We start from the raw sequence: 22,751 nt of genomic DNA on the forward strand, positions 1-22,751 counted from the left end.
GCGACCGGCCGGAGCCGGTCCGCAGCGAGAGGGGACCGTCGGGTCCGAGCTCAGTACTGCTCGGTCTCGACGAAGCCCGCGTCCGCGTCGTCGTCGGCGCCGAAGGCGTCCGCGGCGGCGGTCGGGTCGAATCCGGGCGGCGAGTCCTTCAGCGCGAGGCCCATACCGGCCAGCTTCGCCTTGACCTCGTCGATCGACTTCGCACCGAAGTTGCGGATGTCGAGCAGGTCGGCCTCGGAACGGGCGACGAGCTCACCCACGGAGTGGATGCCCTCGCGCTTGAGGCAGTTGTAGGAGCGGACCGTGAGCTCCAGCTCCTCGATCGGCAGCGCCAGGTCGGCGGCGAGGGCGGCGTCCGTCGGGGACGGGCCCATGTCGATGCCCTCGGCGTCGACGTTGAGCTCGCGCGCCAGACCGAACAGCTCGACCAGGGTCTTGCCGGCGGACGCCATGGCGTCGCGCGGGCGCATGGCCTGCTTGGTCTCGACGTCGACGATCAGCTTGTCGAAGTCGGTGCGCTGCTCGACTCGGGTCGCCTCGACCTTGTAGGTGACCTTGAGGACCGGCGAGTAGATGGAGTCGACCGGAATGCGGCCGATCTCCTGGCCCACCTGCTTGTTCTGGACGGCGGAGACGTAGCCGCGACCGCGCTCGACGGTCAGCTCCATCTCCAGCTTGCCCTTGGCGTTGAGGCTCGCCAGGACGAGGTCCGGGTTGTGCACCTCGACACCGGCCGGGGGCGCGATGTCGGCGGCGGTGACCAGACCCGGGCCCTGCTTGCGCAGGTACATCACGACCGGCTCGTCGTGCTCCGAGGAGACGACCAGCTGCTTGATGTTGAGGATGAGGTCGGTGACGTCCTCCTTGACGCCCGGCACGGTGGTGAACTCGTGCAGGACGCCGTCGATGCGGATGCTGGTGACGGCGGCACCCGGGATCGAGGAGAGGAGGGTACGGCGGAGCGAGTTGCCGAGGGTGTAGCCGAAGCCCGGCTCCAGCGGCTCGATGACGAACCGGGAGCGGAACTCGTCGACGACCTCTTCGGTCAGCGACGGACGCTGAGCGATAAGCATGTCTGTGTGTCCTTCAGTCGTGGACGCCCACTATTTGACGCCCGACGGAGTACTGCGTACTGCAAGGGTACGGGCGGTACGCCCCGAAAAGGGGGCGCACCGCCCGAAATCCCTGGTCAAGCAGCCGGTGCGTCAGACGCGGCGGCGCTTGGGGGGACGGCAGCCGTTGTGCGGCGTGGGGGTGACGTCCTGGATCGAGCCGACCTCGAGGCCGGTGGCCTGGAGGGAGCGGATCGCGGTCTCACGGCCGGAGCCGGGACCCTTGACGAAGACGTCGACCTTGCGCATGCCGTGCTCCTGCGCGCGGCGAGCGGCCGACTCGGCGGCCATCTGCGCGGCGAACGGGGTGGACTTGCGCGAGCCCTTGAAGCCGACGTGGCCGGCGGAGGCCCAGGAGATCACGTTGCCCGAGGGGTCCGTGATCGAGACGATCGTGTTGTTGAACGTGCTCTTGATGTGCGCGTGGCCGTGAGCGACGTTCTTCTTTTCCTTGCGGCGCACCTTCTTGGCAGCGCCCTGACGACCCTTGGGGGGCATCTCTTAACTCCTACGGGAGGTGGTCGGTCCTACAGCGAAGACCGCTTGGTCAAGCGTCCGCTGAGGACTACTTCTTGCCCGGCTTCTTCTTGCCGGCGATGGCGCGACGCGGGCCCTTGCGGGTACGAGCGTTCGTGCTGGTGCGCTGGCCGCGGACGGGCAGGCCACGACGGTGGCGCAGACCCTGGTAGCAGCCGATCTCGACCTTGCGGCGGATGTCGGCGGCGATCTCACGGCGGAGGTCACCCTCGGTCCGGAGGTTGGCGTCCACGTACTCGCGGATCTTGACAAGGTCTTCCTCGGCAAGGTCGCGGACGCGGGTGGACGGGTTCACGCCGGTCGCGGCGAGGATCTCCTCGGACCGGGTGCGCCCGATGCCGAAGACGTAGGTGAGTGCGACCACCACACGCTTTTCGCGAGGGATGTCAACACCGGAAACGCGTGCCATTCAATGGCTCCTGTGTTCTCGGGGGTCTGCTGCAGAACCGGTCCCGGCTGCCGTATGAGGTACAGGTCGGGTCCCCGGCCCCCGCCGGAGGTGCCGTCAGCCGTGGATCACGACCCGACGGGCTCTGCATGTGTACGTGTTGCTATGCGTCGCGCGAAGAACTGCGAAGTTGCAGGTCGGTCGGCGTGCGTCAGCCCTGGCGCTGCTTGTGGCGCAGGTTGTCGCAGATGACCATGACCCGGCCGTGACGGCGGATCACCTTGCACTTGTCGCAGATCTTCTTGACGCTCGGCTTGACCTTCATGGGATGTGAGGTTCTCCGGGTCAGTGCCACCACCCGCGCGAAATGGCGGGTGTGGGCAAGATCTACTTGTACCGGTAGACGATCCGGCCACGCGTCAGGTCGTACGGAGAGAGCTCCACGACGACCCGGTCGTCCGGGAGGATTCGGATGTAGTGCATCCGCATCTTGCCGGAGATGTGCGCGAGGACCTTGTGACCGTTCTGGAGCTCCACCTTGAACATGGCGTTCGGGAGGGACTCGATCACGGTGCCCTCGATTTCGATGGCACCTTGCTTCTTGGCCACGCTTCGCCCTTCGAATCGGCTACCTTGATCGACTCCGGCCGCCGCGTGCGGACACACGGGTACACGAGAGCCGACGCGTCAGTCTACGTCAGCCCCTGGGAAAAGACGAATCGGGGAATCTGCCCACCGTAGAAGATCATTACGCGAACTCCGAATCGGCTGCGTGTCCAGGGGCCGGCGCTGCACGCCGGTGGCTACGCCAGCGGGTCCGGCGCCGCCGTGACGCCCAGCTCCGCCAGCTTCGCCTTGCCGCCGTCCACCGCGGTCAGGACCAGGGGCCCCTCCTCGGTGAGGGCCACCGAGTGCTCCCAGTGGGAGGACCAGGTGCCGTCGGTGGTGACGACCGTCCAGTCGTCCTCCAGGACCTCCGTGCGGGGAGTGCCCAGCGACACCATCGGCTCGATGGCCAGGCAGAAGCCGGGGACGAGCTTCGGGCCCTTGCCCCGCTTGCGGGAGACGTAGTTCAGCAGGTGCGGGTCCATGTGCATCTCGGTGCCGATGCCGTGGCCGCCGTAGTCCTCGATGATCCCGTACCGGCCGAGGCTGTGGTCTCCGACCGCCGGCCGCGGCTGGCGCTTGATGTAGGACTCGATCGCCTTCGAGACGTCCACCAAGCGGTTGCCGAGCTTCATGGCCGCGATGCCGGCCCACATCGACTCCTCCGTCACCCGGGAGAGCTCCACCAGCTCCGGTGCGTGTCCGGTGCCCACGAAGGCCGTGTAGGCGGCGTCACCGTGCCAGCCGTCCACGATCGCGCCCGCGTCGATGGAGATGATGTCGCCGTCCTTGAGGACGGTCTTGTCGTCGGGGATGCCGTGGACGACGACCTCGTTCGCCGAGGTGCAGATCGTCGCGGGGAAACCGCCGTACCCGAGGAAGTTCGACTTCGCCCCGTGGTCGGCGATGACCTTCCGCGCCACCTCGTCGAGGTCCCGCGTCGTGGCGCCGGGCACGGCCGCCTCACGCGTCGCCGCGTGGATGGCGGCGACGACCAGCCCCGCCTCGCGCATCTTCGCGATCTGCTCGGGGGTCTTGATCTGCACCATCGTGGCCGCGGCCTTTCCATCGAGTACGGGGAACGGAACAACGATACGGCCGCGGCGCCCGTGAGGGGCACCGCGGCCGTATCGAACGAACCGGGGTTACTTCTTGAGCGCGGCCATCGCCTTGGCGGTGACCTCGTCCACCTTGCCGAGCGCCGAGATCGTCACGACCAGGTTCTGCGCCCGGTAGTAGTCGATGATCGGCTCGGTCTGCGTGTGGTAGACCTCCAGGCGCCGGCGGACCGTCTCCTCGGAGTCGTCGTCGCGCTGGTAGAGCTCGCCGCCGCAGACGTCACAGACGCCCGCGGTCTTCGGCGGGGTGTAGGTCACGTGGAAGACGTGCGCGCTGTCGTTGCGGCAGATGCGGCGACCCGCGATCCGCTTCACGACCTCGTCCTCGGGGACCTCCAGGTCCAGGACCGCGTCCAGCTGCATGTCCTCGGCCTTCAGGACCACGTCCAGGGCCTCGGCCTGCGCCACGTTCCGGGGGAAGCCGTCCAGCAGGAAGCCGTTGGCGGCGTCCGCCTGCTCCATGCGGTCCTTGGCCATCCCGATGGTCACCTCGTCGGGCACGAGGTCGCCGGCGTCCATGAACGCCTTGGCCTTGAGGCCCAGCTCGGTGCCCTGCGAGATGTTGGCACGGAACAGGTCACCCGTGGAGATGTGCGGGATGTCCAGGTTCCTGGCAAGGAACGCGGCCTGCGTACCCTTGCCGGCCCCGGGCGGTCCGACGAGGACGATTCGCATCAGCGGAGGAACCCTTCGTAATTGCGCTGCTGGAGCTGGCTCTCGATCTGCTTCACGGTCTCCAGCCCCACACCCACGATGATCAGGATGCTCGTCCCGCCGAAGGGGAAGTTGGCATTGGCGCCACCGAAGCCTGCCAACGCCATCGTCGGCACAAGAGCGATCAGACCCAAGTACAGCGAGCCCGGCCAAGTGATCCGGTTGAGCACGTAGCTCAGATACTCGGCAGTAGGTCGACCAGCCCGGATACCCGGGATGAAGCCACCATACTTCTTCATGTTGTCGGCGACTTCCTCGGGGTTGAACGAAATCGCCACGTAGAAGAAGGCGAAGAACACGATCAGGAGGAAGTACGCAGCGATGTAGTAGGGGTGGTCACCCTTGACGAAGTGGGCTTCGATCCAGGTCTTCCACCCTGCGGTGGAGTTCGAGAACTGCGCGATCAAGGCCGGGATGTAGAGCAGCGACGACGCGAAGATGACAGGAATCACACCCGCCTGGTTCACCTTCAGCGGGATGTAAGTGGACGTACCGCCGTACGACCTGCGGCCGATCATGCGCTTCGCGTACTGGACCGGGATGCGCCGCTGGGCCTGCTCGACGAAGACCACGAGGGCCACCATCACGAAGCCGATGAGGATGACGGTGCCGAACTCGATCCAGCCCTTGGCGAGCTTGCCGCTCTCCTTGATGGCCCACAGCGCGCCCGGGAAGCCGGCGGCGATCGAGATGAACATCAGGATCGACATGCCGTTGCCGATGCCGCGGTCGGTGATCAGCTCACCGAGCCACATGACGACACAGGTGCCCGCGGTCATCGTGATGACCATGGTGGCGATGGTGAAGATCGACTGGTCCGGCACGACCTGGTCGGCGACGATGCAGCCGCTGAAGAGCGCACCGCTCTTGGCGGTCGCCACCAGACCGGTGCCCTGGAGCACGGCAAGGGCAACCGTCAGGTACCGGGTGTACTGCGTGATCTTGGCGGTGCCCGACTGGCCCTCCTTCTTGAGGGCTTCGAGGCGCGGAATCACGACGGTCAGCAGCTGCAGGATGATGCTCGCCGTGATGTACGGCATGATGCCGAGCGCAAAGATGGTGATCTGCAGCAGCGCCCCGCCACTGAACATGTTGACCAGGCCGAACAAGCTGTTGTTGCCCTCGCTGGCCTGCTTGACACACTGCTGAACTGCCTCGTAGCTGACGCCCGGCACCGGGATGTGGGCCCCGAGGCGGTACAGCACGATGACGGCGAGCGTGAAGAGCAGCTTCTTGCGCAGGTCGGGCGTCTTGAACGCCCGGGCGAACGCGGTGAGCACGGTGCCTCCTGCGACCCCCGCGCTATGCGTCAAGGGTGACGGTCTTGAGGTTCGACGAATAGGTATCGGTCTTCAAATCCGTGCAGACATAGCGCACGGAGTCTAGACAGTGCACGCCACCTTACCGGCGAGCATGCCCCCCTAGGAACGACCAACCGGGGATGCCCCTTTTGAGAGGCATCCCCGGTCGGATGTTCAAGCCATCGAGTCGTCTCAGACGAGCTCGGTGACGCTGCCGCCCGCGGCGGCGATCTTCTCCTTGGCGGAGCCGGAGACGGCGTCAACCGTCACCTGCAGCGCCACGGAAACCTCGCCCTGGCCAAGGACCTTGACGAGCTGGTTGTTGCGAACCGCACCCTTGGCGACCAGGTCGGCCACCGTGACCTCGCCACCCTGCGGGTAGAGCGCGGCCAGCTTGTCCAGGTTCACGACCTGGTACTCGGTGCGGAAGGGGTTCTTGAAGCCCTTCAGCTTCGGGAGGCGCATGTGGAGGGGCATCTGGCCACCCTCGAAGCGCTCCGGAACCTGGTAACGGGCCTTGGTGCCCTTGGTACCACGACCGGCCGTCTTACCCTTCGACGCCTCACCACGACCCACACGGGTCTTGGCGGTCTTGGCGCCGGGGGCGGGACGGAGGTTGTGGGCCTTCAGCGGGTTGTTCTCCGCCATGTCAGTCAACCTCCTCGACCGTCACGAGGTGGCGGACGGTGTGCACCATGCCGCGGAACTCGGGGCGGTCCTCCTTGACAACCACGTCGTTGACCTTCTTGAGGCCGAGCGAACGCAGGGTGTCGCGGTGGTTCTGCTTGCTGCCGATGTACGACTTCGTCTGCGTGACCTTGAGGCGAGCCATTACGCACCCGCCCCAGCACGCGCACGAAGCAGAGCCGCGGGAGCGACGTCCTCGAGGGGCAGACCACGGCGGGCCGCGATCTCCTCGGGACGCTGCAGGCCCTTGAGGGCCTCCACGGTCGCGTGCACGATGTTGATCGCGTTGTCGGAGCCGAGCGACTTCGACAGGATGTCGTGAACGCCGGCGCACTCGAGGACGGCACGCACCGGGCCACCGGCGATAACACCGGTACCGGGGGAAGCCGGCTTGAGCAGGACGACGCCCGCGGCCTTCTCGCCCTGGATCGGGTGAGGGATGGTGCCCTGGATGCGGGGAACCTTGAAGAAGTTCTTCTTCGCTTCCTCGACGCCCTTGGCAATGGCCGCGGGAACTTCCTTGGCCTTGCCGTAACCGACACCTACGGTGCCGTCACCGTCGCCCACCACGACCAGCGCGGTGAAGCTGAAACGACGACCACCCTTGACAACCTTGGCGACGCGGTTGATCGCGACAACGCGCTCAACGTACGCGGTCTTCTCGGCGGCAGCGCCACCGTCGCGACCCTTCCGGTCCCGCCGCTCGCCGCCACCGGCACCGCTGCCGCGGCGCTGGGGTCCAGCCATTGGAATTACCTCTCTCTGTTACGTCCGTTAGTCCCGGAACCGGGGCTTAGAACTTCAGCCCGGCTTCGCGGGCGGCGTCAGCCAGAGCGGCAATGCGCCCGGCGTACCTGTTGCCACCACGGTCGAACACGACGGCCTCGACACCAGCGGCCTTGGCGCGCTCGGCAACCAGGGCGCCGACCTTCTTGGCCTGCGCGGACTTGTCACCCTCGCCACCGCGGATCGACGCGTCCAGGGTCGACGCCGACGCAAGGGTGTGACCCTTGAGGTCGTCGATGACCTGAGCGGTGATGCCGCGGTTGGAACGCGTCACGACGAGGCGCGGACGCTCCGCCGTACCCGACACGTTCTTGCGGATGCGGATGTGGCGGCGCTTCTTGGCGGCGCCCTTGTAGGCGTCGCCCTTGGCGATCTTCACACCGTATGCCATGGCTTACTTACCAGCCTTTCCGACCTTGCGGCGGATGACCTCGCCCGCGTACTTCACGCCCTTGGCCTTGTAGGGGTCGGGCTTGCGAAGCTTGCGGATGTTGGCGGCGACCTCGCCGACCTTCTGCTTGTCGATGCCCTCGACCGAGAACTTGGTCGGCGACTCGACCTTGAACGAGATGCCCTCGGGCGCCTCGACCAGGATCGGGTGGCTGTAGCCGAGCTGGAACTCCAGAGCGGAGCCCTTCGCGGCCACGCGGTAACCGACACCGCTGATCTCGAGCGCCTTGACGTACCCCTGGGTCACACCGGTGATCATGTTGGCCACCAGCGTGCGGGACAGGCCGTGCAGGGCCTTGTTCTGACGCTCGTCGTTCGGACGGGTGACGTTGAGCACGCCATCCTCGCCCTTAACGATCTCGATCGGTGCGGCGACGGTGTGGTTCAGGGTGCCCTTGGAACCCTTCACCGTGACCGTGCGGCCCTCGATGGTGACGTCCACGCCGGCGGGAACCTGGATAGGCAGCTTGCCAATACGCGACATTAGCTATTCCTCCGTTCCCGACTACCAGACGTAGGCGAGGACTTCCCCACCTACGCCCTTCTTGCCTGCCTGCTGGCCGGTCAGGAGACCGTGGGACGTGGAGATGATCGCCACGCCCAGGCCGCCGAGGACCTTCGGCAGGTTGGTGGACTTCGCGTAAACCCGGAGGCCCGGCTTCGAGATCCGCTTGATGCCCGCGATGGAGCGCTCACGGTTCGGACCGAACTTGAGCTCGAGGACGAGGTTCTTGCCGACCTCGGCGTCCTCGACCTTCCAGCCCGTGATGAAGCCCTCCTGCTGGAGGATTTCCGCGATGTGAGACTTGATCTTGCTGTGCGGCATCGTCACGGAGTCGTGGTATGCCGAGTTCGCGTTACGCAGACGAGTCAGCATGTCCGCGATCGGATCAGTCATGGTCATGAATTGGCCTTCGGCCTCTCTCGCCGGGGTTTCCTGTATGCGCCATCCCTCTCCCCACACAGGGGCGGGACGGGTGCGGCGCGGGGACCTACGGCGTAGTAAGTCGGTAGGGCGGCGGACGCCCAACCCCCCTAGCCTAAGCCATGGAGGGATGGGCATCCGTCAGCCCAATACTTACCGAGAGACTCCGGTCATCCCAAGTAGGGGATTACCAGGAGCTCTTGGTCACGCCCGGCAGCTCGCCACGGTGAGCCATCTCACGGAGGCACACGCGGCACAGGCCGAACTTGCGGTACACGGAGTGGGGACGACCACAGCGCTGGCAGCGCGTGTAGCCACGCACGCCGAACTTGGGCTTGCGGGCAGCCTTCGCGATGAGAGCCTTCTTCGCCATCTCGCTTACGCCTCCTTGAACGGGAAGCCGAGGTGACGCAGAAGGGCACGGCCCTCGTCGTCATTGGTCGCCGTGGTCACCACGGTGATGTCCATACCCCGGACACGGTCGATCTTGTCCTGGTCGATCTCGTGGAACATGACCTGCTCCGTGAGACCGAAGGTGTAGTTGCCACGGCCGTCGAACTGCTTGGGGGACAGGCCGCGGAAGTCGCGGATGCGCGGGAGCGCGAGCGACAGGGTGCGGTCCAGGAACTCCCACATGCGGTCGCCACGGAGGGTGACGTGCGCACCGATCGGCTGGCCCTCGCGCAGCTTGAACTGCGCGATGGACTTGCGGGCCTTGGTGACGGCCGGCTTCTGACCGGTGATCGTGGTGAGGTCGCGGATCGCACCGTCGATCAGCTTCGAGTCACGGGCGGCGTCGCCGACACCCATGTTGACCACGATCTTGACGAGGCCGGGAACCTGCATGACGTTCTCGTAGGAGAACTCCTCACGCAGCTTGCCCGCGATCTCCTCGCGGTACTTCGTCTTGAGACGCGGAGTGGTGGTAGCCATCAGATGTCCTCACCCGTCCGCTTGGCAACGCGGATCTTGTTGCCCTCGTCGTCGAAGCGGTAACCGACACGCGTGACGACCTTCTTGCCGTCCTTCTCCACGACCAGCTGGACGTTGGAGACGTGGACCGGAGCCTCGGTCGTGACGATGCCACCGGCCTGCGAGGGGCCGGCCTTGGTGTGCTTCTTGACCCGGTTGACACCCTCGACCAGGACGCGGTTCTCGCGGGGGAAGGCCGTGATGACCTTGCCCTGCTTGCCCTTGTCCTTACCGGTGATGACCTGGACCAGGTCGCCCTTCTTGATCTTCATGCTTACAGCACCTCCGGCGCGAGCGAGATGATCTTCATGAACTTCTTCTCGCGCAGCTCACGGCCGACCGGGCCGAAGATACGGGTGCCACGAGGGTCGCCGTCGTTCTTGAGAATGACAGCGGCGTTCTCGTCGAAGCGGATGTACGAGCCGTCCTGGCGGCGGCGCTCCTTGACGGTGCGAACGATGACCGCCTTGACGACGTCACCCTTCTTCACGTTGCCACCGGGGATCGCGTCCTTGACGGTGGCGACGATGACGTCACCGATGCCCGCGTAGCGGCGACCGGAGCCACCGAGAACACGGATGCAAAGGATCTCCTTGGCACCAGTGTTGTCGGCGACACGCAGTCGCGACTCCTGCTGGATCACGTCTATCTCCTGATTGTCTGCCGGTTCCCGGCCGGGGCTTCGGAGAAGCCCCGGCCGAGCCTGGCGGAACTGACCCGAGGGGCCCCCGGAACTAGTTTCCGGGGCCTCGGGTAATTACTTGGCCTTCTCGAGGATCTCGACGACGCGCCAGTGCTTCGTGGCGGACAGCTTCCGGGTCTCCATCAGGAGGACGCGGTCGCCGATGCCGGCAGCGTTCTGCTCGTCGTGAGCCTTGAGCTTGTTCGTACGGCGGATGACCTTGCCGTACAGCGCGTGCTTGACGCGGTCCTCGACAGCGACGACGACGGTCTTGTCCATCTTGTCGCTGACGACCAGGCCCTCGCGGACCTTGCGAGCGTTGCGCTCGGTCTTCTCAGTCACGTTGCTCTCGCTCATCAGGCGTTCTCCACCGTCTCGATGCCCAGCTCACGCTCACGCATCAGGGTGTAGATCCGGGCGATGTCCTTACGGACGGACTTGAGCCGACCGTGGTTCTCGAGCTGACCGGTCGCCGCCTGGAAGCGGAGGTTGAACAGCTCTTCCTTGGCCTCGCGGAGCTTGTTGAGAAGCTCCTCGTTGCCCAGCTCGCGCAGCTCGGACGCCTTGGTACCGGCCGACATCACAGCTCACCTGCTTCGCGCTTCACGATCTTGCACTTCATCGGCAGCTTGTGGGCCGCACGGGTCAGGGCCTCGCGCGCGATCTTCTCGTTCGGGTAGGACAGTTCGAACATCACCCGACCCGGCTTGACGTTCGCGATCCACCACTCCGGAGAACCCTTACCGGAACCCATGCGGGTCTCGGCGGGCTTCTTCGTCAGCGGACGGTCCGGGTAGATGTTGATCCAGACCTTGCCGCCACGCTTGATGTGGCGGGTCATCGCGATACGAGCCGCCTCGATCTGGCGGTTGGTCACGTACGCCGGCGTGAGGGCCTGAATGCCGTACTCGCCGAACGCAACCTGCGTGCCACCCTTGCTCGCGCCCGAGCGCTTGGGGTGGTGCTGCTTGCGGTGCTTGACCCTACGGGGGATCAGCATGTCGGTCAGGCCTCCGTTCCGGTGCTCTCAGCCGGAGCGGCAGCGGCGGCGGGAGCCTCGGCCTTGGGGGCCTCGGCAGCCGGCGCGGACTGCTGCTGCGGCTTGCGGCCGCGGCCGCCACGCTCGCCACCGCGGCCACCACGGGCCGGGCGGTCGCCAGCGCCGGCACCACGGGCCGGGCGGTTACCCGCACGGGCCGCAGCGTTCTCGGCGCGGACCTCGGCGATGTTCTTGACGTCGCCCTTGTAGATCCAGACCTTCACGCCGATGCGGCCGAAGGTCGTCTTGGCCTCGAAGAAGCCGTAGTCGACGTTCGCGCGGAGCGTGTGCAGGGGCACGCGGCCCTCGCGGTAGAACTCCGAGCGGGACATCTCGGCGCCGCCGAGACGACCGCCGCACTGGATCTTGATGCCCTTGGCGCCGGCCTTCATCGTGCCCTGCATGCTCTTGCGCATGGCACGACGGAAGGAAACGCGGGAGGAGAGCTGCTCGGCAACGGCCTGGGCGACCAGCTGGGCGTCCATCTCGGGGTTCTTGACCTCGAGGATGTTCAGCTGGACCTGCTTGCCCGTGAGCTTCTCGAGGTCGCCGCGGATGCGGTCGGCCTCGGCGCCACGGCGGCCGATGACGATGCCGGGACGCGCGGTGTGGATGTCCACCCGCACGCGGTCACGGGTGCGCTCGATCTCAACCTTCGAGATGCCGGCGCGCTCCATGCCGGACGTCATCATCCGACGGATGGCGACGTCTTCCTTGACGTAGTCCTTGTACAGCTTGTCGGCGTACCAGCGGGACTTGAAGTCCGTGGTGATGCCGAGCCGGAACCCATGCGGGTTAACCTTCTGGCCCATTACCGGGTTCCTTCCTTGCTGCTGACGACCACGGTGATGTGGCTGGTCCGCTTACGGATCCGGTAGGCACGGCCCTGGGCACGCGGACGGAACCGCTTCAGGGTCGGGCCCTCATCCACGTACGCCTCGCTGATGTACAGCGAAGAGGCGTCACTGTGGTCGTAGTTGTGCGCGGCGTTGGCAATGGCGCTGTCCAGCACCTTGCCGACCGGCACGCTCGCGGCCTGCGGGGCGAAACGCAGGACCGCCTGAGCCTCCGTGGCGTCCATGCCACGGATAAGGTCCACCACGCGGCGGGCCTTCATGGGCGTGACGCGGATGTACCGCGCCTGGGCCCTGGCTTCCATGGTTGTCCTTCCAGTGTCTGTCATGGTCATTCCACCCCGCTACTAGCGGCGCTTCGACTTCCGGTCGTCCTTCACGTGACCCCGGAAGGTGCGCGTCGGCGAGAACTCGCCGAGCTTGTGGCCGACCATCGACTCGGTGACAAACACCGGAATGTGGGTCTTGCCGTTGTGCACCGCGATCGTGTGGCCGAGCATGGCCGGGATGATCATCGAGCGACGGGACCAGGTCTTGATGACGTTCTTGGTACCGGCTTCGTTCTGGGCGTCCACCTTCTTGACGAGGTGGCCGTCGACGAAGGGTCCCTTCTTGAGACTGCGCGGCATCTAAACCCGCTCCTAGCGCTTCTTGTTCGTCTTGCGGCGGCGGACGATGTACTTGTTCGAAGCCTTCTTGGGCGAACGCGTACGACCCTCCTTCTGACCCCACGGGGAGACCGGGTGGCGACCACCGGAGGTCTTGCCCTCACCACCACCGTGCGGGTGGTCGACCGGGTTCATCGCCACACCGCGGACGGTCGGGCGAACGCCAAGCCAGCGCTTGCGGCCGGCCTTGCCCCAGTTGATGTTCGACTGCTCGGCGTTGCCGACCTCGCCGATGGTGGCGCGGCAGCGGGCGTCGACGAGACGGATCTCACCGGACGGCATGCGGAGGTGGGCCATGGTGCCCTCCTTCGCCAGCAGCTGCACGGAGGCACCGGCCGAGCGGGCGAACTTGGCGCCGCCACCGGGACGGAGCTCGATCGCGTGGATCGTGGTACCGACCGGGATGTTGCGGAGCGCCAGGTTGTTGCCGGGCTTGATGTCCGCGCCGGGGCCGTTCTCGACGCGGTCGCCCTGGGTCAGACCCTTGGGGGCGATGATGTAGCGCTTCTCGCCGTCCACGTAGTGGAGGAGCGCGATGCGCGCGGTGCGGTTGGGGTCGTACTCGATGTGAGCGACCTTGGCCGGCACGCCGTCCTTGTCGTGACGACGGAAGTCGATCACGCGGTAGGCGCGCTTGTGGCCACCGCCCTGGTGACGGACGGTCACACGACCGGTGTTGTTACGGCCGCCCTTGCTGTGCAGGGGGCGGACCAGCGACTTCTCCGGCGTGGACCGCGTGATCTCGACGAAGTCGGCTACGGAGGAGCCACGGCGGCCCGGCGTAGTCGGCTTGTACTTGCGGATTCCCATTTCTCAGTCCTCGTCCGATTCCGGACGACTCGACCGCCGTCAGGCGGTCGGGCCGCCGAAGATGTCGATACGGTTGCCCTCGGCAAGGGTCACGATGGCGCGCTTGGTGTTGGCGCGCTTGCCGAAACCGGTGCGGGTGCGCTTGCGCTTGCCCTGCCGGTTGATCGTGTTGACCCCGGTGACCTTGACCGAGAAGACCGCCTCGACGGCCTGCTTGATCTGGGTCTTGTTGGCGCCCGGCGCGACGATGAACGTGTACTTGTTCTCGTCGAGCAGCGCGTAGCTCTTCTCGGAGACAACCGGCTTGACGAGGACGTCGCGCGGGTCCGTGAAGGTCTTGCTCGTGATCGTGGCCTCGGACATCAGGCCTCGCTCCCTTCGGTCTCAACGGCCTTGGGGCCAGACACGAAGGACTCGAGGGCGGCCTGGGTGAAGACCACGTCGTCGGAGACGATCACGTCGTACGTGTTGAGCTGGCCCGGCTCCAGGATGTGCACCTGGGGCAGGTTACGGGCGGACAGCCACGCGGCCTCGTCGGAGCGCTCGACGACCAGGAGCAGGTTCTTGCGCTCCGAGATCTTGCCGAACAGCGTCTTCGCGGCCTTGGTGGAGACCTCGCCCTCGACCACGCCGGTGACGACGTGGATGCGGGAGTGGTTCGCCCGGTCCGAGAGGGCACCGCGGAGGGCGGCGGCCTTCATCTTCTTCGGGGTCCGCTGCGAGTAGTCACGCGGCACGGGGCCGTGCACGACGCCACCACCGGCGAACTGCGGGGCGCGGGTCGAACCCTGACGGGCGCGGCCGGTGCCCTTCTGGCGGTAAGGCTTCTTGCCACCACCGCGGACTTCGCCACGGGTCTTGGTCTTGTGCGTGCCCTGACGGGCCGCGGCCAGCTGCGCGACGACGACCTGGTGGATCAGCGGGATGCTGACCTTGGCGCCGAAGATCTCCTCGGGGAGCTCGACGGTCCCGGCCTTGTCGCCTGCCGGCGAAAGGATGTCAATGGTGCTCATCGGTTCCTCAAACCCCCTTGGCCGCGGTGCGGACCAGGACGAGGCCACCGTTGGGGCCGGGGACGGCGCCCTTGATGAGCAGCAGACCCTTCTCGGCGTCAACGGCGTGGACGGTCAGGTTCTGGGTGGTCACACGCTCGTTGCCCATGCGACCGGCCATGCGCATGCCCTTGAAGACACGGCCCGGGGTGGCGCAGCCACCGATCGAACCGGGCTTGCGGTGCACGCGGTGGGCACCGTGCGAAGCCTTGCCACCACGGAAGTTGTGGCGCTTCATCGCACCGGCGAAGCCCTTGCCCTTGCTCTTGCCGGTGACGTCGACCTTCACGCCGGCCTCGAAGACCTCGGCGGTGATCTCCTGGCCGAGCGTGTACTCGGAGGCGTCAGCGGTGCGGAGCTCCACCAGGTGGCGGCGCGGGGTGACGTCGGCCTTGGCGAAGTGACCCTTGAGGGGCTTGTTCACCTTGCGCGGGTCGATCTCGCCGAAGGCGATCTGGACCGACTCGTAGCCGTCGACGTCGTTCGTACGGACCTGGGTCACGACATTCGGACCGGCCTTGACGACGGTCACCGGGACGACCCGGTTGTTCTCGTCCCAGACCTGCGTCATGCCGAGCTTCTCGCCCAGGATGCCCTTGATGTTCTTAGCCATCTCGCGCGTCACCTCAGAGCTTGATCTCGATGTCGACGCCCGCCGGCAGGTCGAGACGCATGAGCGAGTCAACCGTCTTCGGCGTGGGGTCGAGGATGTCGATGAGGCGCTTGTGCGTGCGCATCTCGAAGTGCTCGCGCGAGTCCTTGTACTTGTGCGGCGACTTGATGACGCAGTACACGTTCTTCTCAGTGGGCAGCGGCACCGGGCCCGCGACCGACGCACCAGTGCGAGTCACCGTCTCGACGATCTTCTTCGCCGAGGAGTCGATGACCTCGTGGTCGTAGGCCTTGAGCCGGATGCGGATCTTCTGTCCCGCCATGGCTACTAGTAGTCCTTTGTCTCGTATAACGCTCTGGAACCCGGTCGGTTTGCGATCCTCCTCCGACCCACGCGGTCGGGCGTGTCGCGCTCCCTCTACGCAGAAATCCCTAGGGATCTCCCAACCAAGGGGGCGCGGTCGCCATGACCGCAGGCCGGGGGTTGAACACCCACCGGGCGCCTGGCCGGCACCCCGCTGACGCTTCCCAGAAGATTCCCGTACGTCCGCCCCTGATGAGGGGCGACGAGTACTGTGGGACTCGCTTCCGGTCCTCCCGACGGGAGGCGCGCAGCATCGGCACTCAACCGAGCAACCCCGACAGTCTGCCATACGGGGCCTTCCGGCCGCCAATCGGGGTCCAAGACTGTACCCCACGTCACGTACGACCATGCGCCGGGGCGCGCATTCGCGAACCGCACGCCCCTCGTCCGCCCCGTCGCCGACGCACCCCCACCACCCCGGGCACCGGGCCCGCTCGGCCGGGTGCCGCCGCTCGGGCCCGGTGGGCGCGGTGGGCCCGGTGTGCCCGGTGTGCGCATCACCGCCACCGCCCGCGCCGCCCCGTCGAAGGCCGGACGGAGCGCCTGTCGCACCCGGCGAACCGGGCCCCGGATGCGCGAGAAGGCCCCGCACCGAGGGTGCGGGGCCTTCCCCTACTGCTCAGCGGCTCCTAGGAGCCACCAGGTCGGTTCAAGATCAGGCGTTGATCTTGGTGACCTGGCCGGCGCCGACGGTCCGGCCACCCTCACGGATGGCGAACTTGAGGCCCTCCTCCATGGCGACGGGCTGGATCAGCTCGACGGTCATGGAGGTGTTGTCGCCCGGCATGACCATCTCGGTGCCCTCGGGGAGGGTCACGACGCCGGTCACGTCCGTGGTACGGAAGTAGAACTGCGGGCGGTAGTTGTTGAAGAACGGGGTGTGACGGCCACCCTCGTCCTTCGACAGGATGTAGGCCTGGGCCTCGAAGCTGGTGTGCGGCGTGACCGAACCCGGCTTGATGATGACCTGGCCGCGCTCGACGTCCTCGCGCTTGATGCCACGGAGGAGCAGACCGACGTTCTCACCGGCCTGGCCCTCGTCGAGCAGCTTGCGGAACATCTCGATGCCGGTGACCGTGGTGGTGGTCTTCTCGGTCTTGATGCCGATGATGTCGACGGTCTCGTTGACCTTGAGGACACCACGCTCGATGCGACCGGTGACGACGGTGCCACGACCGGTGATCGTGAAGACGTCCTCGATCGGCATCAGGAACGGCTTGTCGACGTCACGCTCGGGCTGCGGGATGGCCTCGTCCACGGCCTTCATCAGACCGAGGAGCTTCTCACCCCACTCCTTGTCGCCCTCGAGGGCCTTGAGCGCGGAGACGCGGACGACCGGCAGGTCGTCGCCCGGGAACTCGTACTCGGAGAGGAGCTCACGGACCTCGAGCTCGACGAGCTCCAGGATCTCCTCGTCGTCCACCATGTCGGCCTTGTTCAGGGCGACGACGATGTACGGAACGCCGACCTGGCGGGCCAGGAGCACGTGCTCCTTGGTCTGCGGCATCGGGCCGTCGGTGGCGGCGACCACGAGGATGGCGCCGTCCATCTGCGCCGCACCCGTGATCATGTTCTTGATGTAGTCCGCGTGACCGGGGCAGTCGACGTGGGCGTAGTGACGCGACTCGGTCTGGTACTCGACGTGCGCGATCGAGATGGTGATACCGCGCTGGCGCTCCTCGGGAGCCTTGTCGATCTGGTCGAACGCCGAGGCCTCGTTGAGCTCCGGGTACGCGTCGTGCAGCACCTTGGTAATGGCGGCCGTGAGGGTCGTCTTACCGTGGTCAATGTGACCGATGGTGCCGATGTTGACGTGCGGCTTAGTCCGCTCGAACTTCGCCTTCGCCACTGGGGTCCTCCTGGAGTGGTTCTGAACGCCTTGCTTCATCGGCGCCAGGTGATCTTTGCTGGGATGCCAGTACACCGGGGCCCGATTCCTCGGGTTTCGGGGGCCGGGCCCCGGTGACTGGTGTCAAGCCTAAAGCGTGAACTCGGGAGAGTTACTCGCCCTTGGCCTTCGCGATGATCTCCTCGGCGACGTTCCGCGGAACCTCGGCGTAGGAGTCGAACTGCATCGAGTAGCTTGCGCGACCCGAGGTCTTGCTGCGGAGGTCTCCGACGTAGCCGAACATCTCCGAGAGCGGCACGAGGCCCTTCACGACGCGGGCGCCGCTGCGCTCCTCCATGGCCTGGATCTGGCCACGGCGGGAGTTGATGTCACCGATGACCTCGCCCATGTAGTCCTCGGGCGTGACGACCTCAACGGCCATCATCGGCTCAAGGATGACGGGAGAAGCCTTGCGCGCGGCCTCCTTGAAGGCCTGCGAACCGGCGATCTTGAACGCGAGCTCGGAGGAGTCGACCTCGTGGTAGGCACCGTCGAGAAGGATGACGCGAACGCCGGTCATCTCGTAGCCGGCCAGGATGCCGAACTGCATGGCCTCCTGCGCACCCGCGTCGACCGAAGGGATGTACTCCTTCGGGATGCGGCCACCGGTGACCTTGTTCACGAACTCGTAGGAGGCGTCGCCACCCTCGATGGGCTCGATCGCGATCTGCACCTTGGCGAACTGACCGGTACCACCGGTCTGCTTCTTGTGGGTGAAGTCCACGCGCTCGACGGCCTTGCGGATCGTCTCGCGGTACGCGACCTGCGGCTTGCCGACGTTCGCCTCGACCTTGAACTCGCGACGCATGCGGTCGACGAGGATGTCGAGGTGGAGCTCGCCCATGCCACCGATGATGGTCTGGCCGGTCTCCTCGTCCGAGTGGACCTGGAAGGAGGGGTCCTCCTCCGCGAGACGCTGGATGGCGACACCCAGCTTCTCCTGGTCACCCTTGGACTTGGGCTCGATGGCGACCTGGATGACCGGCGCCGGGAAGTCCATGGACTCCAGGATGACCGGGTTCTTGTCGTCGCACAGCGTCTCACCGGTGGTGGTCTGCTTCAGGCCCATGACGGCGACGATGTCGCCGGCGCCCACCGAGTCGATCTCCTCACGCTTGTTGGCGTGCATGCGGTAGATCTTGCCGATGCGCTCCTTCTTGCCCTTGACGGAGTTCAGCACCGCGGTGCCGGCCTCCAGGCGACCGGAGTAGATCCGGACGAAGGTGAGCTTGCCGAGGTGCGGGTCGCTCGCGATCTTGAACGCGAGGGCCGACAGCGGCTCGTCGTCGGACGGCTTGCGCTTGACGACGACCTCGGGGTCCTTGACGTCGTGGCCCTCGATGGCCTCGACGTCCAGGGGCGAGGGGAGGTAACGGACGACGGCGTCGAGCAGGGGCTGGACGCCCTTGTTCTTGAACGCGGTGCCACAGAAGACGGGGGTGACCGTCTTCTCGCCGTTGCCCTTGCCGGAAGCGATGGTGATACGACGGACAGCCGCGTACAGCTGCTCCTCGGTGGGCTCGACGCCCTCGAGGAAGAGCTCCATGAGCTCCTCGTCGTTCTCCGCGACGGTCTCGACGAGCTTGCCGCGGTACTCCTCGGCCAGCTCGAGCTTGTCCGCCGGGATGTCGACGACGTCGTACATCTCACCCTTGCTGGCCTCGGCGGACCAGACAAGCGCCTTCATGCGGACCAGGTCGATGACGCCCTGGAAGTCCATCTCGGCGCCGATCGGGAGCTGCATGACGATCGGGACGGCGCCGAGGCGGTCCACGATCATGTCGACGCAGCGGAGGAACTCGGCGCCCGTGCGGTCGAGCTTGTTGACGAAGCAGATGCGCGGGACGCCGTAGCGGTCCGCCTGACGCCAGACAGTCTCGGACTGGGGCTCGACACCGGCCACACCGTCGAACACGGTGACAGCACCGTCGAGCACGCGCAGCGAACGCTCCACCTCGACGGTGAAGTCGACGTGGCCCGGCGTGTCGATGATGTTGATCGTGTGATCGACATTCTCGAGCGGCCAGTGGCAGGTCGTCGCGGCAGACGTGATCGTGATGCCGCGCTCCTGCTCCTGCTCCATCCAGTCCATCGTGGCAGCGCCGTCGTGGACTTCACCGATCTTGTACGAGACGCCGGTGTAGAACAGGATCCGCTCGGTGGTGGTCGTCTTGCCCGCGTCGATGTGGGCCATGATGCCGATGTTGCGCACCTTGGCCAGGTCAAGCGAAGTGGTAGCCATATCGGCTCAGTCTTCTCTCGGTCTCGATGTGGGTTGCGACTACCAGCGGTAGTGCGCGAAGGCCTTGTTGGACTCGGCCATCTTGTGCGTGTCCTCGCGCTTCTTGACCGCAGCGCCGAGGCCGTTCGAGGCGTCCAGCAGCTCGTTCATGAGGCGCTCGGTCATGGTCTTCTCGCGACGGGCGCGGGAGTAACCGACGAGCCAGCGGAGGGCCAGCGTGGACGCGCGGCCCGGCTTGACCTCGATCGGCACCTGGTAGGTGGCGCCACCGACACGACGGGACTTGACCTCGAGGGCCGGCTTGACGTTCTCGAGAGCGCGCTTCAGCGTGATGACCGGGTCCTGGCCGGTCTTCTCGCGAAGACCCTCCATGGCGCCGTACACGATGCGCTCGGCGGTGGAACGCTTGCCGTCCAGCAGGATCTTGTTGATCAGCGAGGTGACAAGAGGAGAGCTGTAGACCGGGTCGATGATGACCGGGCGCTTCGGGGCGGGGCCCTTACGAGGCATTCTTACTTCTCCTTCTTGGCGCCGTAGCGGCTGCGAGCCTGCTTACGGTTCTTGACGCCCTGCGTGTCGAGGGAACCGCGGATGATCTTGTAGCGAACACCCGGCAGGTCCTTCACACGGCCACCGCGCACGAGCACGATGGAGTGCTCCTGCAGGTTGTGACCCTCACCCGGGATGTAGGCCGTGACCTCGATGCCCGAGGTCAGACGCACACGCGCGACCTTACGGAGGGCCGAGTTCGGCTTCTTCGGGGTGGTCGTGAACACACGCGTGCAGACGCCACGACGCTGAGGGGAACCCTCAAGTGCGGGCGTCTTGTTCTTCTCGACCTTGTCCTGCCGGCCCTTACGGACCAGCTGCTGGATCGTAGGCACTACTTCTCCGGTTTCTGTGTGCCGTCGTCAAACTAACCTGGAACATTCACCGACCCACGCGGTCGGGTGTGTCGAATCTCGCGCGCTCCTGCCAGAAGCAGTGAAGAGCGCGGATCGCGGTGGCCGATGCATGACCCGTCGTGCGGTTGAGGACACGCACGGGAGCCAAGGCACACCCCAGGCACAAGGCATGAGCGTACCTACCGTACGGACTCCGGTCAAAACAAATGCCCACGCGCGCGGGCGCCCGGCCGATGTGCGAGGACGCGGAGCCGGACGGGGGTGCGCGCGGCACCCCCACGGGGGCGGCGGGGACGGTCGCGCGGCAGGGAACGCAAGGGGGCGGGCACACCGCCTCACCTCGCCGTTCGGCCGATCCGACCCCGACCGCAGAGGGGTCGACGGGAACGTGCCGCGCTCCCGGGGTCCCCTCGGGTCCCGTCCGCCGCACCCTGCACCACGACCGGTCGCACGGACCGCTCCCCCGTGTCGACGGATGCCGGGCCCCGGCAACGAACGGGGTCCCGCGCCTTCTGGGGCAGCTCCTGTCACCGGGTCCCGCCTGCAGGGACACTGCGCGTCAGTACCAGCCGTCCAGCCGACGAAGAAGCGGAGGCCCACCATGGCCACGGACGACCGCGCCCTGCCCACGCCCGGCAGGACCACCCCGACCGATCTCGGCGTCGAAGTCCGTCTCACCCTCCTCGAGTACGGCACGATCGCCGCCGAGTACGCACCCGTCGCCGCCCACCCGGACACACCGCGGGCCGTCGTGGACGACTACGCCGTCGTGGTCGACGCCCTCGCCCTGGCCCACCGGGTTCCGGACTCCGACGTCCCGGCGGTCCTCGCCGTCGGCACCAAGGCCCTGATCCGTGTCCACCGGGCCCTGCTCGGCCCGCCGTCGCCGAGGAGGAACACGTGACCCGCCCCGCCGACACCACCAGCCTGGTCCGAAGGCACCTGGCGGTCCTGGCGGTCCTCGCGTCGATCGCCCTGATGGTGAGCTGGACCGCCGCCGCACCGTACGCGTACACCGCTCTGGTCGGCTGCGCGGTCGCCCTGCCCCTCCGGCTGCGCGGGCGGCCCGCCCTCCGCGCCCCCGCCCCGGGCTCCATGCCGACGCCTCAGGTGCCACAGCCGTCGGACGGGTCGGGCGCCGAGTCGGCGATCACGGAGTACGGCGAGCGGCTCGCCCGGCAGCCGCTGGACACCGGCGTCCCCACCGCCGAGCGGCAGGACTGGCGTGCGGCGCTCGACGCCTACGACGACGCCAAGCGGGCCGAGCCCGGTCGCGTGCTGCAGATCCTGGCGGGCGGGCACACCGCCCTGGACCGGCTGGCCCTCGCCGCGGACCGGCGTCGACGGCAGGCCGAAGCAGAGGCCGGCGCCGGAGCAGAGGCCGGCGCCGGAGCAGCAGCCCGCACGGCCGCCCCGGACGCCGCGCCGCCACCGGTCCGCTACGGCCCCCCGCCCGTCGACCCCGCCCTGTGGAGCCACGGCAGCGGTCCGGCCACCTTCCGCCTTCCCAAGGCCCACGGCTGGAAGGGCTCCTACCTCCTGGCCTTCGAGGGCGACTCCCCCGACGGCTTCCTCGTGCACGCCCGCACCGGCACCGCCCGCAGGACCCGGAGCGTCCAACTGGCCTACCGCGAGGCCGGCCCGGGCGCCGTCCGGGTGCCCGTTTCCACCTCCGCCGACGACGCCCTCACCCTCGACATCGTCACCGAGGGCCCCTGGCGGGCCGCCCTGCTGACCGCCGACGCCGCGCGCACCCTGCACGGAGCGGTGTTCGGCGACTCCTCCGAGGTCCTGCTCAACCGGTTCGGCCACCGCTCCGCCGTCTTCGCGCACCACGGCGACGGCCCGTTCGTCCTGCGTGAGCCGAGGGCCAGTGACGTCACCACCGGCCGCACCATCGCCGAGGGCAGGGGGGCCGCCCAGCTCAGGCTCGGCCTGTCCGACGTCCAGACCCTGTACGTGGAGTCCGACGGCAAGTGGACGCTCACCACCCCCTGACGGCACCGGAGAACCCCGAAGGGCGGTCACCCCGTGGTGTA

At 66.9% G+C, this 22,751-nt stretch carries 35 protein-coding genes; 2 read left to right on the plus strand and 33 right to left on the minus strand.

The window, feature by feature from the left end:
• Positions 1 to 50: 50 nt before the first annotated feature.
• From ACFW22_RS07600 to rpsL, 33 genes are all read right to left on the minus strand, one after another.
• Entirely contained in the window at positions 51 to 1,073 is a 1,023-nt protein-coding gene (locus ACFW22_RS07600; protein ID WP_384880936.1) for a DNA-directed RNA polymerase subunit alpha, read from the minus strand.
• Positions 1,074 to 1,205: 132 nt separating this feature from the next.
• Positions 1,206 to 1,610, minus strand: coding sequence for a 30S ribosomal protein S11 (gene rpsK, locus ACFW22_RS07605; protein WP_003956432.1), 405 nt, complete (start codon positions 1,608 to 1,610; stop codon positions 1,206 to 1,208).
• A 67-nt stretch (positions 1,611 to 1,677) separates the two neighbouring features.
• Entirely contained in the window at positions 1,678 to 2,058 is a 381-nt protein-coding gene (gene rpsM / locus ACFW22_RS07610; RefSeq protein ID WP_030209021.1) for a 30S ribosomal protein S13, read from the minus strand.
• Positions 2,059 to 2,248: 190 nt separating this feature from the next.
• The gene (gene rpmJ, locus ACFW22_RS07615; protein ID WP_003956441.1) at positions 2,249 to 2,362 is read right to left on the minus strand and encodes a 50S ribosomal protein L36; all 114 of its coding nucleotides are present in this window, start codon (positions 2,360 to 2,362) and stop codon (positions 2,249 to 2,251) included.
• A 62-nt stretch (positions 2,363 to 2,424) separates the two neighbouring features.
• A complete protein-coding gene (gene infA / locus ACFW22_RS07620; protein ID WP_003956442.1) occupies positions 2,425 to 2,646 on the minus strand; it encodes a translation initiation factor IF-1 in 222 nt (73 codons plus the stop codon).
• A 194-nt stretch (positions 2,647 to 2,840) separates the two neighbouring features.
• Positions 2,841 to 3,692: a type I methionyl aminopeptidase gene (map, locus tag ACFW22_RS07625; protein WP_384880938.1), complete on the minus strand. Its 852-nt coding sequence runs from the start codon at positions 3,690 to 3,692 to the stop codon at positions 2,841 to 2,843.
• Between the two features lie 96 nt (positions 3,693 to 3,788).
• The gene (locus tag ACFW22_RS07630; protein WP_386400342.1) at positions 3,789 to 4,436 is read right to left on the minus strand and encodes an adenylate kinase; all 648 of its coding nucleotides are present in this window, start codon (positions 4,434 to 4,436) and stop codon (positions 3,789 to 3,791) included.
• A complete protein-coding gene (secY, locus tag ACFW22_RS07635) occupies positions 4,436 to 5,755 on the minus strand; it encodes a preprotein translocase subunit SecY (protein ID WP_386400344.1) in 1,320 nt (439 codons plus the stop codon). Before secY ends, ACFW22_RS07630 begins: the two co-directional genes overlap by 1 nt.
• A 213-nt stretch (positions 5,756 to 5,968) precedes the next feature.
• Positions 5,969 to 6,424: a 50S ribosomal protein L15 gene (gene rplO, locus ACFW22_RS07640; protein ID WP_386400346.1), complete on the minus strand. Its 456-nt coding sequence runs from the start codon at positions 6,422 to 6,424 to the stop codon at positions 5,969 to 5,971.
• A 1-nt stretch (position 6,425) separates the two neighbouring features.
• Positions 6,426 to 6,608, minus strand: coding sequence for a 50S ribosomal protein L30 (gene rpmD, locus ACFW22_RS07645; protein WP_015035589.1), 183 nt, complete (start codon positions 6,606 to 6,608; stop codon positions 6,426 to 6,428).
• Complete coding sequence (gene rpsE, locus ACFW22_RS07650) at positions 6,608 to 7,210, minus strand: 30S ribosomal protein S5 (protein ID WP_015035588.1); 603 nt, start codon at positions 7,208 to 7,210, stop codon at positions 6,608 to 6,610. Before rpsE ends, rpmD begins: the two co-directional genes overlap by 1 nt.
• A gap of 46 nt (positions 7,211 to 7,256) precedes the next feature.
• Complete coding sequence (gene rplR, locus ACFW22_RS07655) at positions 7,257 to 7,640, minus strand: 50S ribosomal protein L18 (RefSeq protein WP_386400348.1); 384 nt, start codon at positions 7,638 to 7,640, stop codon at positions 7,257 to 7,259.
• Between the two features lie 3 nt (positions 7,641 to 7,643).
• Complete coding sequence (gene rplF, locus ACFW22_RS07660) at positions 7,644 to 8,183, minus strand: 50S ribosomal protein L6 (RefSeq protein WP_386400350.1); 540 nt, start codon at positions 8,181 to 8,183, stop codon at positions 7,644 to 7,646.
• A gap of 21 nt (positions 8,184 to 8,204) precedes the next feature.
• Positions 8,205 to 8,603 (minus strand): 30S ribosomal protein S8, encoded by a 399-nt coding sequence (gene rpsH, locus ACFW22_RS07665; protein WP_015035585.1) that lies wholly within the window; start codon positions 8,601 to 8,603, stop codon positions 8,205 to 8,207.
• 208 nt (positions 8,604 to 8,811) lie between these two features.
• Positions 8,812 to 8,997, minus strand: coding sequence for a type Z 30S ribosomal protein S14 (locus ACFW22_RS07670; RefSeq protein WP_003948630.1), 186 nt, complete (start codon positions 8,995 to 8,997; stop codon positions 8,812 to 8,814).
• Positions 8,998 to 9,002: 5 nt separating this feature from the next.
• The gene (rplE, locus tag ACFW22_RS07675; RefSeq protein ID WP_086024646.1) at positions 9,003 to 9,560 is read right to left on the minus strand and encodes a 50S ribosomal protein L5; all 558 of its coding nucleotides are present in this window, start codon (positions 9,558 to 9,560) and stop codon (positions 9,003 to 9,005) included.
• Positions 9,557 to 9,868 carry a 50S ribosomal protein L24 gene (rplX, locus tag ACFW22_RS07680; protein WP_015035583.1) on the minus strand — a complete coding sequence of 104 codons (312 nt, stop codon included), beginning with the start codon at positions 9,866 to 9,868 and terminating at the stop codon, positions 9,557 to 9,559. The genes rplE and rplX overlap by 4 nt, the downstream gene beginning before the upstream one ends.
• Positions 9,869 to 9,870: 2 nt before the next feature.
• Positions 9,871 to 10,239, minus strand: a complete 369-nt coding sequence (rplN, locus tag ACFW22_RS07685) for a 50S ribosomal protein L14 (protein ID WP_003956455.1) — start codon at positions 10,237 to 10,239, stop codon at positions 9,871 to 9,873.
• Positions 10,240 to 10,353: 114 nt separating this feature from the next.
• Positions 10,354 to 10,635: a 30S ribosomal protein S17 gene (rpsQ, locus tag ACFW22_RS07690; RefSeq protein WP_030208995.1), complete on the minus strand. Its 282-nt coding sequence runs from the start codon at positions 10,633 to 10,635 to the stop codon at positions 10,354 to 10,356.
• A complete protein-coding gene (rpmC, locus tag ACFW22_RS07695; RefSeq protein ID WP_017239580.1) occupies positions 10,635 to 10,859 on the minus strand; it encodes a 50S ribosomal protein L29 in 225 nt (74 codons plus the stop codon). The genes rpsQ and rpmC overlap by 1 nt, the downstream gene beginning before the upstream one ends.
• Complete coding sequence (rplP, locus tag ACFW22_RS07700) at positions 10,859 to 11,278, minus strand: 50S ribosomal protein L16 (RefSeq protein ID WP_017239579.1); 420 nt, start codon at positions 11,276 to 11,278, stop codon at positions 10,859 to 10,861. The genes rpmC and rplP overlap by 1 nt, the downstream gene beginning before the upstream one ends.
• A gap of 5 nt (positions 11,279 to 11,283) precedes the next feature.
• Positions 11,284 to 12,129: a 30S ribosomal protein S3 gene (gene rpsC, locus ACFW22_RS07705; protein ID WP_384880955.1), complete on the minus strand. Its 846-nt coding sequence runs from the start codon at positions 12,127 to 12,129 to the stop codon at positions 11,284 to 11,286.
• Positions 12,129 to 12,476 (minus strand): 50S ribosomal protein L22, encoded by a 348-nt coding sequence (rplV, locus tag ACFW22_RS07710; RefSeq protein ID WP_030208989.1) that lies wholly within the window; start codon positions 12,474 to 12,476, stop codon positions 12,129 to 12,131. The genes rpsC and rplV overlap by 1 nt, the downstream gene beginning before the upstream one ends.
• Positions 12,477 to 12,518: 42 nt before the next feature.
• Complete coding sequence (rpsS, locus tag ACFW22_RS07715) at positions 12,519 to 12,800, minus strand: 30S ribosomal protein S19 (protein WP_015035577.1); 282 nt, start codon at positions 12,798 to 12,800, stop codon at positions 12,519 to 12,521.
• 12 nt (positions 12,801 to 12,812) lie between these two features.
• Positions 12,813 to 13,649, minus strand: a complete 837-nt coding sequence (gene rplB / locus ACFW22_RS07720) for a 50S ribosomal protein L2 (RefSeq protein ID WP_030208986.1) — start codon at positions 13,647 to 13,649, stop codon at positions 12,813 to 12,815.
• Between the two features lie 39 nt (positions 13,650 to 13,688).
• Positions 13,689 to 14,012, minus strand: a complete 324-nt coding sequence (rplW, locus tag ACFW22_RS07725; protein ID WP_265864044.1) for a 50S ribosomal protein L23 — start codon at positions 14,010 to 14,012, stop codon at positions 13,689 to 13,691.
• The gene (rplD, locus tag ACFW22_RS07730) at positions 14,012 to 14,662 is read right to left on the minus strand and encodes a 50S ribosomal protein L4 (protein WP_384880957.1); all 651 of its coding nucleotides are present in this window, start codon (positions 14,660 to 14,662) and stop codon (positions 14,012 to 14,014) included. Before rplD ends, rplW begins: the two co-directional genes overlap by 1 nt.
• Before the next feature lie 7 nt (positions 14,663 to 14,669).
• Positions 14,670 to 15,314 (minus strand): 50S ribosomal protein L3, encoded by a 645-nt coding sequence (gene rplC, locus ACFW22_RS07735; RefSeq protein ID WP_030687820.1) that lies wholly within the window; start codon positions 15,312 to 15,314, stop codon positions 14,670 to 14,672.
• Positions 15,315 to 15,327: 13 nt separating this feature from the next.
• Positions 15,328 to 15,636: a 30S ribosomal protein S10 gene (gene rpsJ, locus ACFW22_RS07740; RefSeq protein ID WP_003948644.1), complete on the minus strand. Its 309-nt coding sequence runs from the start codon at positions 15,634 to 15,636 to the stop codon at positions 15,328 to 15,330.
• Positions 15,637 to 16,332: 696 nt separating this feature from the next.
• On the minus strand, positions 16,333 to 17,526 hold the full coding sequence (gene tuf / locus ACFW22_RS07745) for an elongation factor Tu (RefSeq protein ID WP_386400355.1): 1,194 nt from the start codon (positions 17,524 to 17,526) through the stop codon (positions 16,333 to 16,335).
• Positions 17,527 to 17,677: 151 nt separating this feature from the next.
• Positions 17,678 to 19,807, minus strand: coding sequence for an elongation factor G (gene fusA, locus ACFW22_RS07750; RefSeq protein ID WP_386400357.1), 2,130 nt, complete (start codon positions 19,805 to 19,807; stop codon positions 17,678 to 17,680).
• A gap of 39 nt (positions 19,808 to 19,846) precedes the next feature.
• Entirely contained in the window at positions 19,847 to 20,317 is a 471-nt protein-coding gene (gene rpsG / locus ACFW22_RS07755) for a 30S ribosomal protein S7 (RefSeq protein WP_015035567.1), read from the minus strand.
• Between the two features lie 2 nt (positions 20,318 to 20,319).
• Positions 20,320 to 20,691, minus strand: a complete 372-nt coding sequence (gene rpsL, locus ACFW22_RS07760; RefSeq protein ID WP_003948652.1) for a 30S ribosomal protein S12 — start codon at positions 20,689 to 20,691, stop codon at positions 20,320 to 20,322.
• A 622-nt stretch (positions 20,692 to 21,313) separates the two neighbouring features.
• Between rpsL and ACFW22_RS07765 the strand changes: the two genes are divergently transcribed.
• Positions 21,314 to 21,616: a hypothetical protein gene (locus ACFW22_RS07765; RefSeq protein ID WP_386400359.1), complete on the plus strand. Its 303-nt coding sequence runs from the start codon at positions 21,314 to 21,316 to the stop codon at positions 21,614 to 21,616.
• Positions 21,613 to 22,710: a hypothetical protein gene (locus ACFW22_RS07770; protein ID WP_386400361.1), complete on the plus strand. Its 1,098-nt coding sequence runs from the start codon at positions 21,613 to 21,615 to the stop codon at positions 22,708 to 22,710. The genes ACFW22_RS07765 and ACFW22_RS07770 overlap by 4 nt, the downstream gene beginning before the upstream one ends.
• The last annotated feature ends 41 nt before the right edge of the window (positions 22,711 to 22,751 follow it).

The organism is Streptomyces sp. NPDC058872 (assembly GCF_042743065.1).
In the GTDB taxonomy this organism is placed as follows: Bacteria; Actinomycetota; Actinomycetes; order Streptomycetales; family Streptomycetaceae; genus Streptomyces.